The sequence below is a fragment of the Sphingomonas sp. genome (assembly GCF_019749955.1).
Taxonomy (GTDB): Bacteria; Pseudomonadota; Alphaproteobacteria; order Sphingomonadales; family Sphingomonadaceae; genus Sphingomonas.
On the sequence record NZ_JAIEPC010000051.1, the window covers coordinates 1 to 14,116 of the forward strand.

The 14,116-nt window shown below is 63.9% G+C and carries 17 protein-coding genes and 1 pseudogene; 4 read left to right on the top strand and 14 right to left on the bottom strand.

From position 1 onward, the window contains the following. From K2W81_RS10900 to hisI, 6 genes and pseudogenes are all read right to left on the bottom strand, one after another. On the bottom strand, positions 1-860 hold an 860-nt coding region (locus tag K2W81_RS10900), incomplete at its 3' end, for an acyl-CoA dehydrogenase family protein (RefSeq protein ID WP_366932238.1). A gap of 28 nt (positions 861-888) precedes the next feature. Continuing rightward, complete coding sequence (locus K2W81_RS16460) at positions 889-948, bottom strand: hypothetical protein (RefSeq protein WP_366932239.1); 60 nt, start codon at positions 946-948, stop codon at positions 889-891. 131 nt (positions 949-1,079) lie between these two features. Further along, positions 1,080-1,139: pseudogene (locus tag K2W81_RS16465) on the bottom strand (acyl-CoA dehydrogenase N-terminal domain-containing protein); the annotation flags it as partial. A 3-nt stretch (positions 1,140-1,142) separates the two neighbouring features. After that, a complete protein-coding gene (locus K2W81_RS10905; protein WP_294104254.1) occupies positions 1,143-1,565 on the bottom strand; it encodes a MerR family DNA-binding transcriptional regulator in 423 nt (140 codons plus the stop codon). 56 nt (positions 1,566-1,621) lie between these two features. Next, positions 1,622-2,119: a hypothetical protein gene (locus tag K2W81_RS10910; protein WP_294104210.1), complete on the bottom strand. Its 498-nt coding sequence runs from the start codon at positions 2,117-2,119 to the stop codon at positions 1,622-1,624. Then, a complete protein-coding gene (gene hisI, locus K2W81_RS10915; RefSeq protein WP_294104214.1) occupies positions 2,116-2,472 on the bottom strand; it encodes a phosphoribosyl-AMP cyclohydrolase in 357 nt (118 codons plus the stop codon). The genes K2W81_RS10910 and hisI overlap by 4 nt, the downstream gene beginning before the upstream one ends. A gap of 121 nt (positions 2,473-2,593) precedes the next feature. On the opposite strand from hisI, the gene purF reads away from it, so the two are divergent. Together purF and K2W81_RS10925 are read left to right on the top strand one after the other, a co-directional pair. Next, positions 2,594-4,054 carry an amidophosphoribosyltransferase gene (gene purF, locus K2W81_RS10920; protein ID WP_294104216.1) on the top strand — a complete coding sequence of 487 codons (1,461 nt, stop codon included), beginning with the start codon at positions 2,594-2,596 and terminating at the stop codon, positions 4,052-4,054. A 20-nt stretch (positions 4,055-4,074) separates the two neighbouring features. Further along, positions 4,075-4,797: an SDR family NAD(P)-dependent oxidoreductase gene (locus K2W81_RS10925; RefSeq protein ID WP_294104218.1), complete on the top strand. Its 723-nt coding sequence runs from the start codon at positions 4,075-4,077 to the stop codon at positions 4,795-4,797. Here K2W81_RS10925 and K2W81_RS10930 read toward each other — a convergent pair. The 7 genes from K2W81_RS10930 to K2W81_RS10960 form a co-directional block, all read right to left on the bottom strand. Continuing rightward, positions 4,787-5,980, bottom strand: a complete 1,194-nt coding sequence (locus K2W81_RS10930; RefSeq protein WP_294104255.1) for a cyclopropane-fatty-acyl-phospholipid synthase family protein — start codon at positions 5,978-5,980, stop codon at positions 4,787-4,789. The genes K2W81_RS10925 and K2W81_RS10930 overlap by 11 nt on opposite strands. A 56-nt stretch (positions 5,981-6,036) precedes the next feature. Continuing rightward, complete coding sequence (locus tag K2W81_RS10935) at positions 6,037-7,410, bottom strand: deoxyribodipyrimidine photo-lyase (protein ID WP_294104220.1); 1,374 nt, start codon at positions 7,408-7,410, stop codon at positions 6,037-6,039. A gap of 61 nt (positions 7,411-7,471) precedes the next feature. Then, positions 7,472-7,870 (bottom strand): GxxExxY protein, encoded by a 399-nt coding sequence (locus K2W81_RS10940; RefSeq protein ID WP_294104222.1) that lies wholly within the window; start codon positions 7,868-7,870, stop codon positions 7,472-7,474. A gap of 41 nt (positions 7,871-7,911) precedes the next feature. Continuing rightward, positions 7,912-8,952, bottom strand: coding sequence for a 2-oxoacid:ferredoxin oxidoreductase subunit beta (locus K2W81_RS10945; RefSeq protein ID WP_294104224.1), 1,041 nt, complete (start codon positions 8,950-8,952; stop codon positions 7,912-7,914). Beyond that, positions 8,949-9,236, bottom strand: coding sequence for a hypothetical protein (locus tag K2W81_RS10950; protein WP_294104225.1), 288 nt, complete (start codon positions 9,234-9,236; stop codon positions 8,949-8,951). The genes K2W81_RS10945 and K2W81_RS10950 overlap by 4 nt, the downstream gene beginning before the upstream one ends. A gap of 48 nt (positions 9,237-9,284) precedes the next feature. Beyond that, entirely contained in the window at positions 9,285-11,171 is a 1,887-nt protein-coding gene (locus K2W81_RS10955; protein WP_294104226.1) for a 2-oxoacid:acceptor oxidoreductase subunit alpha, read from the bottom strand. A 19-nt stretch (positions 11,172-11,190) separates the two neighbouring features. Continuing rightward, a complete protein-coding gene (locus tag K2W81_RS10960; RefSeq protein WP_294104256.1) occupies positions 11,191-12,156 on the bottom strand; it encodes a histone deacetylase in 966 nt (321 codons plus the stop codon). A 54-nt stretch (positions 12,157-12,210) separates the two neighbouring features. Between K2W81_RS10960 and K2W81_RS10965 the strand changes: the two genes are divergently transcribed. Then, the gene (locus tag K2W81_RS10965; protein ID WP_294104228.1) at positions 12,211-13,158 is read left to right on the top strand and encodes an alpha/beta hydrolase; all 948 of its coding nucleotides are present in this window, start codon (positions 12,211-12,213) and stop codon (positions 13,156-13,158) included. Beyond that, positions 13,155-13,628: an RNA pyrophosphohydrolase gene (locus K2W81_RS10970; RefSeq protein ID WP_294104230.1), complete on the top strand. Its 474-nt coding sequence runs from the start codon at positions 13,155-13,157 to the stop codon at positions 13,626-13,628. The genes K2W81_RS10965 and K2W81_RS10970 overlap by 4 nt, the downstream gene beginning before the upstream one ends. On the opposite strand, the gene K2W81_RS10975 is transcribed toward K2W81_RS10970, so the two are convergent. Next, a complete protein-coding gene (locus K2W81_RS10975) occupies positions 13,622-14,089 on the bottom strand; it encodes a DUF2269 domain-containing protein (protein WP_294104231.1) in 468 nt (155 codons plus the stop codon). The two genes, K2W81_RS10970 and K2W81_RS10975, sit on opposite strands and share 7 nt — an antisense overlap. Positions 14,090-14,116 lie beyond the last annotated feature (27 nt).

The following is a 14,116-nucleotide window of genomic DNA, read 5'->3' on the forward strand; positions in this document are numbered from 1 at the left end:
TCGGTCGGCGCCATATGCGCGAGATCGACCTGCAAAGCGCCCCACAGGCACAGCGCGCGCAGACCCTCGGTCATCGCCTTGGCGTCCATCAGCATGCGGCGAACGTCGGGGTGAACGAACAGCGTGTCCGCCTTCTCTTCCGGCTCGGCAGCGCCGGTGAGCGCACGGCCCTGGCGGCGATCGTTCGCGTACTGGACAGCATTCTGATACGCCGTCTCGGCAACACCCAGACCCTGCAAGCCGACGCCAAGCCGGGCGGTGTTCATCATGATGAACATGGCGGCAAGGCCCTTCATTTCGTCGCCGACCAGCCAACCGGTCGCACCGTCGTAATTCATCACACAAGTCGAGTTGGCGTGAATGCCCATCTTGTGCTCGATCGACCCGCAGCTCAGCGAATTGCGCTCGCCGAGCGACCCGTCGTCGTTGACGATGAACTTGGGCACCACGAACAGCGAAATCCCCTTCGAGCTTTCGGGCGCGCCGGGCGTCTTGGCGAGGACGAGGTGGACGATATTCTCGGTCAGGTCATGCTCGCCCGACGAGATGAAAATCTTCGTGCCGGTGATCGACCAGCTGCCATCGGCATTAGGCTCGGCGCGCGTGCGGATAAGGCCTAGATCGGTCCCGCAATGCGGCTCGGTCAGATTCATCGTGCCGCCCCATTCGCCCGAGACCATCTTGGGGACGTACTTCGCTTTCTGCTCGGGGCTGCCCTTGACGAGCAGCGACGCGACCGCGCCGTGGGTCAGGCCCGGATACATGGCAAAGGCCATGTTGGCCGAAATCATATACTCTTCAAACGCCGTCGAGACGGTGTGCGGCATGCCCTGGCCACCGAATTCCTCGGGCGCACCCAGCGTCGACCAACCGCTTTCGACAAAGGCGCTATAGGCTTCCTTGAAGCCCTTGGGCGTCGTCACCGAGCCATCGGCGTGGCGCGTACAGCCTTCCTGATCGCCCGACTGGTTGATCGGGAACAGCACTTCAGCGACGAACTTGCCGCCTTCTTCGAGCACTGCCGTCACGACATCGGGCGTGGCATTCTGGAAGCCCGGCAAGTTGCTGTAGCGGTCGATGCCGACAACATGGTCGAGCACGAAGCGCGTGTCACGGACGGGCGGCGTATATTTCGGCATGGGTCAGTCCTTCTGGTGGTCGAGCCCGGGCTCGATAAGGGCAATGAATTGGCTGAGTTCGGCGATCGCCGCATCAATATCATGTTTTTGCGCGTCGAGCAGCGCGATCCGGTCGCGGCAGCGCGCGATCGTGGCTGATCGCTGCGAGCGGCGGCCGTCACCAATGTCGTAAAGATCGAGCAGCTCGCGGATTTCGCCAAGGCTGAACCCGACGCGCTTGCCGCGCAGGATCCACGCCAGCCGCGCCCGATCACGGTGCGAGTAAACGCGCGTGGTGCCGCGCCGTTCGGGGCTGATCAGCCCTTCGTCCTCATAGAAGCGCAGCGCCCGCGCGGTGACGCCGAACTCGCTCGACAGATCAGAAATGCTGAAGGCTTCGCGATCGGGCCGCGGATCGATCGGCGCATAGGCCGCAAGGGACGGCAGCGATGACATGATCGCCGCTTAACTTCCCTTTACGTGAACGTCAATTGATTCGTTGATCATGATCCACACAGCAACTTGCCGCGACTGTTGCGGAGCGTCGTCGCTTCGGCGACCGAATCGCTCAACCGCCGAACGTCGAGCGCCGCGAGGGAGGCGCGCTGGCTGCATAACTTCTCGCATGCGGTGGGCAGGCGCCCGGGAAAGACGATCCGGTCACCCTCGAAGCGGGCGTCGAACGCACAGCCATCGGCGCCATCGAACGCGACGTGGAGTGTCTCACCGACCCGCGTCACCCTGCCGCTACCGCTGCAACTTTGCTGATCGCCGTAATCGACGAACACGCCGATCCGAAAATCGAGCGCGGCAGGCACGATGCAGACGCGATCAGTGTCGCGCGCAAACAAGCCGCTGATATCAGTGCTGTTCGGGTCAGCGATCACCCCGGCGCTGATCGCAGCCGTTTCGAGATCGGTCGCCGGGGTCGACTTGGGCGGGGGCGCGCTGCCTTTGCCGCACCCCGCCAGCAGCAGCGCCACAAGCAGGACTGCCCTCATGTGATCCGAACCAAAGCGCCGTCTTCGATCCGGCGGTAGAAACAACTCGTCGCGCCGGTGTGGCAGGCGGGGCCAGCGGGGTCGCAGATCAGCCACAGCGCATCCTGATCGCAATCGATCCGCGCCTCGACCACGCGCAGGACATTACCCGAGCTTTCACCCTTTTTCCAAAGCCGACCGCGACTGCGCGACCAGAACACCGCCTCGCCGCCCGCCAGCGTCGCCGCGAGCGCATCGGCATTCATGTGCGCGACCATCAGCAACTGCCCCGCGCGATCGGTCGCGACGGCGGTGATCAGCCCGTTCGCGTCATATTTGGGATCAAGGGTTAAGCCGGTTTCGCGCGGGTCCATGTCGCGATCCTTAGCCCAGCATGGCCATCCGGCTCAATCGCGCACGAATTGATGACAAATAGGCGACAAAGCCGATCGCCGTCCCTATATGCCGGTCGCAACAGCCACCCGACGGGATTCGATGCTGACCACAAACCCTTTCGATGACGACAAGCTGCGCGAAGAGTGCGGCATTTTCGGCGTCTCCGGCACCGACGGCGAAGCGTCTGCGCTCGTCGCGCTCGGCCTCCACGCGCTCCAGCACCGCGGGCAGGAAGCGGCGGGCATCACCAGCTGGGATGGGCATCAGTTTCACACCCACCGCGCGATGGGGCATGTGGCGGGCAATTTCGACCGCGACGACATTATCCGCGCGCTGCCCGGCACCGCTGCCTGTGGCCATGTCCGCTATTCGACGACTGGCGAGACCGCGCTGCGCAATGTCCAGCCGCTTTATGCCGAGCTGCAATCGGGCGGATTCGCGATTGCGCACAACGGCAATATCTCGAACGCGACGCGGCTCCGGCGCGAGCTGGTGCGGCGCGGCTCGATCTTCCAGTCGACCAGCGACACCGAGACGATCATCCATTTGGTCGCGACGTCCAACTACCGGACCTTGCTCGACAAGTTCATCGACGCGCTCAAGCAGGTCGAGGGCGCCTATTCGCTCGTGGTGATGACGCCCGAGGGGATGATCGGCTGCCGCGATCCGCTCGGCATTCGCCCGCTGGTGATGGGGACGCTCGACGGCGCGATCATCTTTGCCTCCGAAACCGTGGCGCTCGATGTCGTCGGCGCCACCTTCGTCCGCGCGATTGATCCGGGCGAGCTGGTGATTGTGCAAGGCACCGAAACGCGTTCGATCCACCCCTTCCCGCCTCAGCCGTCGCGCCCGTGCATCTTCGAGCATGTGTATTTCTCAAGGCCCGATTCGATCGTCGACGATCAGTCGATTTATTCGGTGCGCAAAGCGATCGGCGCGCAGCTTGCGATCGAATCACCGGTCGATGCCGATCTGGTCATCCCCGTCCCTGATTCGGGCGTGCCCGCCGCCATTGGCTATGCCCAGCAATCGGGCATTCCCTTCGAACTCGGCATCATCCGCTCGCACTATATCGGCCGAACGTTCATCCAGCCCGGCGACAAGGTCCGCCATCTCGGCGTCAAGCTGAAGCACAATGCCAATCGCGCGCTGATCAAGGGCAAGCGGATCATCCTGATCGACGATTCGATCGTGCGCGGCACGACGAGCCTCAAGATCGTGACGATGATGCGCGAAGCCGGCGCCGCAGAAGTGCATATGCGCATCGCCTCGCCCCCCACGCGGCATAGCTGCTTTTACGGCGTCGACACGCCTGAACGCGCGAAGCTGCTCGCGGCCCAGCTTGACGTCGGCGGCATGACCGATTTCATCCATGCCGACAGCCTGGCGTTTGTATCGATCGACGGCCTGTACAAGGCACTGGGCGAAGATCACCGATCGGCGCGCGCGCCCAGCCACTGCGACGCCTGCTTCACCGGCGATTATCCGACCACGCTGACCGACCAAGACGAAAGCGAGACGGTCGATCAATTCGCGCTGCTCGCCGAACGCGTCAACTAATCAACCAAGGACTGACCGACGTGACCGACAAGCCGCTTGCCGATCGAATCGCGCTCGTCACGGGGGCAAGCCGGGGCATTGGCGCCGCGACAGCGAAGGCGCTGGCGGCGGCAGGCGCGCATGTCATTCTGACCGGGCGGACGACCGGCGGGCTCGAAGAAGTCGAAGACGCAATCTTTGCTGGTGGCGGATCGGCGACGATTGCGCCGATCGATTTTCTTGAGCCTGACGCGGTCGCCCGGCTCGGCGTTGCGCTGAGTGGGCGGTGGGACCGGCTCGACATTCTGGTGCTCAATGCCGCGACGCTCGGCACGCTCGGCGCGGTGTCGGCGATCGACCCCAAGGAACTCGCGCGCGTGCTGACGCTCAATGTCAGCGCGCAGGCATCGCTGCTGGCGGCATTCGATCCGATGCTGCGGCGCTCAGCGGCTGGCCGCGTGATCGGGCTCACCTCGGGAGTTGCGCGCACGCCGCGCGCTTACTGGGGCGAATATGGTGCGTCGAAGGCCGCCTTCGAAGTGCTGCTGGGGGCCTATGGCGCCGAAGTCGCCAACATCTCGAAAATCCGTACCGCGATTATCGACCCCGGCGCGACCCGCACCGCGATGCGCGCACGCGCCTATCCCGGCGAGGATCCAGCCTCGGTGAAGCCGCCCGAAAGCGTGGCGGCGCGGATCGTCGAACTGCTCGCCGCCGACTTCGACACCGGTCATTTCGAAGCGATCGGGTCGCTCAGCGCCTGACCAGCGTGACTTGGGCGACGCTCAGCCCACCACCGCGAAACCCGCCTTCGCAATACATCAGATAATAGCGCCACAAGTCGATGAAAGCGCGATCGAATCGCGACGGCAATTGGCCTGATTCGACGGCGCGATCGAAATGATCGCGCCAGCGCCGCAACGTCTCGGCATAATGCGGTCCGAAGCTCACCTGATCGACCCAATCAAACCCCGCTGCGTCGGCCAAGGCGCGAAACCGGCGTTCGGACAGCAACATCCCGCCGGGGAACACATGCGCCTGCACAAAGTCGACATTGGCGGCATAGCTGTCGAAGATCGCATCATCGATCGCGATATACTGGATCGCCGCGCGCCCACCCGGCTTCAGCACCCGCGCGATCGTGGCGAGATAAGCGCCCCAATATTCCTGCCCGACCGCTTCGACCATTTCGATGCTGGCAACGCCATCATAGGTGCCGCGCACATCGCGATAATCGGTGAGCGCGACGGTCACGCCCGCCAGGCCGCGTGCTTCGACAGACTGCTGCTGCTCGGCTGACAGCGTGATCGCATCGACCTGACGACCAGCCGCCGATGCCTGCGCGGCAAATGATCCCCAGCCGCAGCCGATTTCGAGGATACGGTCGCCAGGCGCGGTCGCCGTGCGATCGAGCACCGTCGCCAGTTTTCGCTGCTGCGCCGCCTCCAAACTGTCGCCGAAATCGGCATCGAACACCGCGCTCGAATAGCTCAAACTCAGGTCGAGCCAGGCAGCGTAGAAATCATTCCCCAGATCATAATGCGCTTCGATATTGCGACGCGCGCCCGCGCGGCTGTTCCGGTGCAGCCAGTGGAAGGCGCGCTTGGCAAGGCGCGGGATTCCCCCTGCCCGCCCGGTCTCGCCGAGCGCGCGGCGATTGCGCCCGAACAGTTCAAACAGCACCACCGGATCGGGGCTCGCCCATTCGCCCTTGGTCCAGGCGAGATACCAGCCCGATGACCCGCCGATCGCGAGTCGCGCCAATGATCGCCAGCTTCGGAGGTCGACCTGCGCGATCGGCCCCGGCAACCGCCCGCCCAGCAGCCGCGTGCGGCCATCGGGCTGGCGCAGCTCGATCGCCCCTTCGGCAAGGCCAGCGTCGATCTTGTCGAGCAACCGGATGAACATCGGCGCGAAAAGCCCGAGCAGGCTGGGTCGAGCTGGCATGGGCGCGGGAATCGAAGCATTCATGGTCGGTTCCCTGTTACACCGGCTTGCCACCCCTAGCCGATTTTCTTGACAGCTTCCAAGGCGCGTACGCGCGCGTCCTTGTGGCCGATCAGCTTGGGCGGATAGCCGCGCGGGCGGCGGCCATACTCATCGGGGTCATGCAGCGCAGGCTCGGGCAGATCGCGCAATTCGGGCACCCAGTGGGGGATATAGGCGCCAGCGTCGAACTTCTCCGACTGACTGAGCGGCGCCATGATCCGCACGAACATATTTGAATCGACGCCGGTCCCAGCATTCCACTGCCAGTTGACCGCGTTCGATCCGTAATCGGCATCGACCAAAGTATCCCAGAACCATTGCTCGCCGCGCCGCCAGTCGATCAGCAGATGCTTGATCAGGAAGGACGCGACGATCATCCGCACGCGGTTGTGCATCCAGCCGGTCGCCCAAAGCTGGCGCATCCCGGCATCGACAATGGGGTAGCCGGTGCGCCCCTGCTGCCATGACGTCAGATCGGCCTCGGCTTCGGGCCCTTCGCGCCACGGAAAGCGATCGAACGCGGGCCGAGCGTTTGCCGCGCCATAATCGGGCAGTTGCAGGATCACATTCTGCGCATAATCGCGCCAGCCCAGCTCGCCGAGGAACTTGTCGACCGACCCACCGAGCGCTGCGGTTCGGTGCCAGATCGTTGCTGGCGAAATCTCGCCGAAGTGGAGATGGGGTGAGAGGCGCGATGTCCCCTCGACCGAGGGCAAGTTGCGCTGGTCAGCATAGTCCCGTGCCGCGCCCGAGAAAGCGTTGAGCCGCGCTTCTGCCCCTGCCTCGCCGGGCGTCCATTCGGCTTCGAAACCGCTTGCCCAGTTCGGTCGCGTCGGCAGCAGATTCCAATCGTTGAGCTTATTGCTCGCAGGCCAAGCTGATGGCGCTGGGATCGCCTCCGGGGCAGCGGCGGGGCGCGGCGGTGGCATCGTCGCCGACAGCGCGCGCCAGAACGGCGTGAAAATCTTGTACTGGCCACCCGTCCCTGTCGTGATCGATCCGGCAGGTGCAAGGTAATTGCCGTCGTGCAGCACCAGATCCAGCCGCTTGGCAGCGCCGCGCTCGGCATTGCGCCACCACGGCTCATAATGCCGCAGCCCATGGACACGCGTCGCGCCAACCTCTGCCGCCAGCGCCGCCAGCACCTCCTCGCTGCGCCCACGCCGCAGGATCAGCCGCGATCCCTGCGCGCGCAAATCCCGGTCGAGCGACGCCAGACTATGGTGCAACCACCACCGCGACGCCCCGCCCATCTTGCGATGCTTGGGCGTCTCGTCGTCGAGAATATAGACCGGCACCACTGGCCCCTCAGCCACCGCCGCCACCAGCGCCGCCTGATCGGCGAGCCGCAGATCGCGCCGCAGCCACAGGATAACCGGATCACTCACGGCAGCGCCAGCCGAGACGATGATTTTCTCACACAAAGACGCAAAGGCACCAAGAAGGGCATCAAGACATTGGCCGATAACGGTTGTTGGCGATCCGGCGAATGCCTTGCTTGAAAGTCGCTGCGCCGAAATTCATCAACAAGCCGAGCGGCAAATCCATCAATCGCAGATAGGTGAGAACCTGTTTGCCATGCACGGGCATAAAATTCTCGGTCGATTTGAGTTCGATCAGCAGCATTTCCTCGACCAGGATATCGGCGCGAAAACCCTCGTCGAGCATAAGCCCGTCGAACACGATCGGAACTTGCTTTTGCCTCTCCAGCTTTAAGCCTCGCGCAGCAAGGCTTTGGCACAGGCATGCTTCATAGACCGACTCAAGCAACCCCGGCCCCAGCGCTTCGTGCAGCTTGAAACCGCAATCGATCGCGGTACGCGCCAACGCTTCGAGCGCTTCGCTCACCCTTCTTCCTTCGTGCCTTCGCGTCTTTGTGTGAGAAAAACTCAGCTCTCCTGATAGTGCGCGTTCTCGACCGTCCAGGTCTGACCCTTCGCAACCAGCTTTTGCAGATCGGCCACCTTGCCGCGCGATGCCGACTCATTCTGGCCGACCACCGCATCCTCAAACGTCGGCTTGGGGTCGTCGTACAGCACGCCCAGCGCCATCGGAAAATCGCCGAACGGCAGTTCGACCAGCATGTGCGCGACAGTGCGGTTGGTGACGTCGTGGATGATCACGCCTGCCGCTGCCCAGTCGCCATCGACGACGTCGACGACGATCGGGGTCAGCGTCATATGGTCGATCGCAATGCCCTTGGAGCCGCCCGCGAACAGCATCGGCTTGCCATTTTCGAGCCAGAGCTGATGCCCAGCGGCATTGGTCTTGGCAGTGAATTCCTCAAAGACTTCATCGTTGTAGACGATGCAGTTCTGAAAGATTTCGACGAACGCCGCGCCTTTGTGGTGGTACGCGGCCTTGAGCACGTTCGGCAGGTTCTTGTTGATGTCGATCCCGCGCGCCACGAACCGCGCGCCGCTCCCAAGCGCAAAGGCGCAGGGCTTGGCCGGGTGATCAACCGAACCATAGGGCGTCGACGGCGACCGCGTCCCCTCGCGGCTGGTCGGCGAATATTGGCCCTTGGTCAGGCCATAGATCTCGTTGTTGAACAGGATCAGCTGGCAGTTCAGGTTCCGCCGCAGCAGGTGCATCGTGTGGTTGCCACCAATCGACAGCGCGTCGCCGTCGCCGGTGATGATCCACACATCGAGCGCCGGATTGGCGAGCTTCACCCCCGTCGCCACCGCGCAGGCGCGGCCATGAATCGTGTGGAAGCCATAGGTTTCCATATAATAGGGAAAGCGCGACGAGCAGCCGATGCCGCTGACGAACACCGTGTTCTCAGGCGTCGCGCCGATTTCGGGCATCGTGCGCTGCATGGCTTTCAGGATCGCATAGTCGCCGCAACCGGGGCACCAACGCACTTCCTGATCCGACTCCCAATCCTTGGGGGTCGTGGTGCGGGCAATGGGGGTCATGTCGTTCATTTCTGAACCTCTATCCTACGAGTAATGACGGGCGTTAGTGCAACTGCAAAGCCGGCGAGAAAAACTGTGATTACAACGTTCATCACGATACCTAGTCCGTATAGGGGACCGTAGTGAAATTCCGGTTTGACTGCACGGAAGACGATCTCTGAAACGATATTCGCCAAAACGATTGAGCAAAGGAACGCCGCTCCACCGCCGAACCTAAAGCCCCGCATCAGAATTGGCGGAAGGACGATCGAAGCAGCCGCAGCCGTGCCCGTGAAAAAAGGCTCAACCGACATGGCTGTCCGCCTTCGCATAACATTCCGGGGTTGAGAGCGACACCGCCCTTAACCCAGCATCGCGTCGATCGCTTCTTCGATCTCGAAGATGCGGAAGGGTTGGCCCGAAACCTTGTTGAGCGGCTTGGCGTCGACCAGAAATTGGTCGCGCAGCAAAGTCTTGAGTTGACCGGTGTTCATTTCAGGTACGAGGATTTTGTCGTAACCCTTGAGCAAATCACCGAGATTGGCGGGCATCGGCCAGATGTGACGAATGTGGATGTGCGCGACATCCTGATCACGGCGCAGCGCGCGGCGCACGGCCTGATGGATCGGGCCATAGGTCGATCCCCAGCCGACCACGGCGAGCTTGCCCGAGGTAGCACCAAGCGACACGTCCTGATCGGGCACTTTCACCCCCAGCACCTTGTTCTGGCGGGTGTCGGTCATCGCCTGGTGGTTCGCGGCGCTGTAATCGATGTTGCCGGTGCCTTGCGCCTTCTCGATCCCGCCGATGCGGTGGAGCAGCCCCGGCGTCCCCGGCTTCACCCACGGCCGCGCGAGCTTCTCATCGCGGGCATAAGGCAGGAAGCCGCCTTCGGGCACATGATCGAGAAACGTCACCGGGAACGGCGCGTAAGTGCTCATATCGGGCACTTTCCACGGCTCGGCGGCATTGGCGATATAGCCGTCGGTCAGCACCATCACCGGCGTCATATATTGCGTCGCGATCCGCACCGCCTCGATCGCGACATCGAAGCAATCGGCGGCCGAGCGCGCCGAAATCACCGGCATCGGCGCATCGCCGTTGCGGCCATAGACCGCCTGATAGAGATCGGACTGCTCGGTCTTGGTCGGCAGCCCGGTCGATGGGCCGCCGCGCTGAGAATTGATGATGATCAGCGGCAGCTCGGTCATGATCGCGAGGCCCATCGCCTCGCCCTTCAGCGCAATGCCCGGCCCCGATGACGAGGTAACGCCGAGCTGCCCCGCATAGGAGGCGCCGATGGCACTGGCGATTGCGGCGATCTCATCCTCGGCCTGGAAGGTCGTGACGTGGAATTCCTTCAGCCGCGCCAGGTGATGCAGGATCGCCGAGGCAGGCGTGATCGGATAGCCGCCGAAGAACATCGGCAGGTCGGCGAGCTGGGCGCCCGCGACCAGCCCGAGCGATATCGCCTCCGCCCCCGTCACCGTGCGGTAAAGCCCCGGCTCGACCTCGGCAGGATCGACATGCTGCTGGCGCAGCCGGTGTGCGCCGAGCCCGCCGCCGCCGATCTCGGCGGTTTCACCATAAGCATGGCCCGCGTTGAGCGCCGCAATATTGGCTTCCGCCAGCACTTCATTCTTGGCGAATTTGGTCTTGAGCCAGTCGATGATCGGCTGGCGGCGGCGATCGAACATCCAGAGCGCGAGCCCCAGCGTCCACATATTCTTGCAGCGCAGCGCTTCCTTGTTGCCCAGCCCGAACGGCTTCACCGATTCGAGCGTCAGTGCCGAGATATCGAACGCGAGCAACTGCCACTTGGCGAGGCTGCCGTCCTTCAGCGGGTTCGCCTCATATTTCGCCTTGGCGAGATTGCGGTCGCCGAATTCGCCTTCGTCGGCGATCACCAGGCCACCCGGCTTGAGCTGATCGATGTTGGTTTTCAACGCCGCCGGATTCATCGCGATCAGCACGTCGGGCGCGTCGCCGGCCGTCTCGATCTCGGTCGAGCCGAAGTTGATCTGGAAGGCCGACACCCCGAATAACGTGCCCTGCGGCGCGCGGATTTCGGCAGGGAAATCGGGGAAGGTCGCAAGGTCATTGCCCGATAGCGCGGTCGACAGCGTGAACTGGCCACCGGTTAGCTGCATCCCGTCGCCTGAGTCGCCGGCAAAGCGCACCACCACCGATTCGGCGGGCAGCGTGGCATCGGGTTCTTCGGGAAACAGCGTGTGGGTGGCGGCGACCATTGTCGTTTTCCTGTAATCTTCAGTGGGCGCGGTCTAGTCGCCTGTCGCGCCGACCCCAAGATGAAAAATGCGTATCGGCGCTGAAGCTATGATTTTCGAATGCCGCGCCGAGTGTGAGGATCGACGTCGCATGGCGCTGCGCCACTTCGAGCGCGTCAGTGCCATAGCCGCCGCCCAAGGTCGCCGCGAGCGGCAACCCGCGCTCGATCGCCAGCAACGCGATCAACCGCTCGCGTGCGATCAACCCTTCGGCGCTCAGGTTCAGCCGCCCGAGCCGGTCGCCACCAAACGGATCGACCCCGGCCTGATACAGGATCAGATCGGGCCGGAACTGGTCGATCATCGGCGTCAGCGTGTTGGCCAGCGCACGCAGATAGTCGTCGTCACCGACCCCATCGGGAAGCGGCACATCGAGCGTCGAGCGTGCTTTGCGCGCCGGAAAATTCTTCTCGGCATGAATCGAATAAGTCGCGATGCCCGGTCGCCCTGCGGTGAGCGCCGCGGTGCCATCGCCTTGATGGACGTCGCAATCAACGATCAGCACCTGGCCCACGCCTTCCTCGACCAGCCGGACGGCGGTGATCGCGAGATCATTGAACACGCAATAGCCCGCGCCGGTGTCCGCCAGCGCATGATGACTGCCGCCCGCGCTATTGGCGGCAAAACCGCGTTCGAGCGCCAGTCGCGCCGCGAGATAGGTTCCGCCCGGCACCGCCACCGCGCGCCGCGCGACCACAGGGGTCACCGCAAAACCGATCCGGCGCTCCTTGGCGATGGGCACGCGCGCCTCAAGCACCTCGGCGACATAGGCCGGATCGTGGACCGCTTCGATCCACCGAGCGGGCATCGGCTCGGGCGCATGCCAATCGATCGCGGCCCCGCTTTCGACCAGCAAATTGCGCACCAGCCCATTCTTGTTCCACTGATAGGCCGAACGCGTTGGCGCGGGCGCGACATAATCGGGGTGATGGACGAGGGCGAACACGCCGCTTAGGTAGGGCGCCGGGGCGCCGTGCGCCACCCGATCAGGAGAGTCCGCATGACCGAGCATTACACCCGCCCCGATGTTGCCCAGTTGCTGGCAATGCTCAACATGCTCCCCGGCCCGAAAATGCACGACCTCCCGCCCGAAGGTGCGCGCGCGATTTACGTCGCGAGCAAGGACATGGTCGACCTGCCGCTCGGCGAATTGGCCGTCGTGCGCGATCTTGAGGCACCCGGCCCGGTCGGGCCGATCCCGCTCCGCCTGTTCGACGCCCGCGCCGATCGTGCAGCGGGGCCGGCGGTGGTGTTCTTCCACGGTGGCGGCTTCGTGATCGGCGATCTCGACACCCACGCGAGCTTTTGCGCGGAGATGAGCCGCCAGCTCGATCTGCCCGTCATCGCGGTGCATTACCGCCTCGCGCCCGAGCACCCCTTCCCCGCCGCGCCCGAGGACTGCGAGGCCGCAGCGCGTTGGGTAGCGGGCAGCCCTGCCGAACTAGGCCTGACAGTTACCGGTCTGGTGCTCGCGGGCGACAGCGCGGGCGGCAACCTTACGGTCGTCACCGCGATGGCATTACGCGACACCCCCGCCGCCGTGCCCGTGATTGCGCAATTCCCGATCTACCCGACCGTCGACAAGGCCGAGCATTACGCCTCCTATGACCTGTTCAATGTGGGCCGCGTGCTGACCAAGGAAGGCATGGCGTGGTTCGATGCCGCCTATGCGATCACTGGAGGCGACTGGCGCGGCGCCCCGCTCCACGGCGATCACCACGACATGCCACCAACGGTGGTGATGACCGCCGGACTCGACCCCTTGCGCGATCAAGGTCGGGCCTATGCCTCGGCACTGATCGCGGTCGGCGTGCCGGTTGTGTACCGTGAGGCTGTCGGCAACATCCACGGCTTCGTCACGATGCGAAAAGCGATCCCATCGGCGCAGGCCGATGTCGCCGGCGCCCTCGCGGCGCTCAAGGCGATCATCGCCGAGGCAACCGCGTGAGCGACCTGCCCTATCGCCCGTGCGCCGGCATCTTGATCACCAATAGCGCGGGGCAGATCTTCGTCGGTCAGCGGATCGACACAGCGGTCGAGGCTTGGCAGCCACCGCAAGGGGGCATCGATCCGGGCGAAGATGCACTCACCGCCGCCTTGCGCGAGATGCGCGAGGAAACCGGCATTACCCCCGACAAGGTAACGCTGATCGCCGAGGCACCCGGCGAATTCCACTATGATCTACCCGACGAGCTGGTCGGGCGCCTGTGGAAGGGCAGGTGGCGCGGCCAGCGGCAGCGCTGGTTCCTCTTTCGATTCCATGGGACCGACAGCGACATCAACATCGCGACCGATCACCAGGAATTCCGCGCGTGGCGCTGGACCGAACCCGTGCAGGTGATTGAGCTCGCGGTCGATTTCAAACGTCAGCTTTACCGTGACGTCATGGCGGCATTCGCCGACGATCTGTCTCAGTAGGGCTTGGCGATCATCAACCACGTCGCCGCGACCAGCGGCACTGTCGCGATCAACCCCCAGCTGATCCAGCGCCAGCTGTCGCGGCGATAGCTTTCGGGAATATCGCCCCCATTCGCAAAGTCGCGCGCGGCCTTGGCTTGGCGAATCTGGATCGGCACCAGCATCCCCAGCCACATCAGCCCAGCGGTCACGAACAGGATCTGGCTCCACACCAGCCATTTCGGCCCGAACGGATCGGCGCCTGCGATCCAGACCGCGCCATAACCGCCGACCATCGTCAGCACGACGCCCCAGAAGGTCAGGCTCCAGTCGGTGATCGTCACCAGCCGTTGGGCAAAGCCGATGATGCGGGGGTCGCCCGTGCCATCGGCGAAGACTTTCCAGATCGCGCTGGCGGTGATGTTGCCCATCAGCATCACGACTCCGGTGATGTGGAGGAATTTCGCGATCTCATAGGCCATTGTCCACCGGTTCAAGCCTGCGTCGCG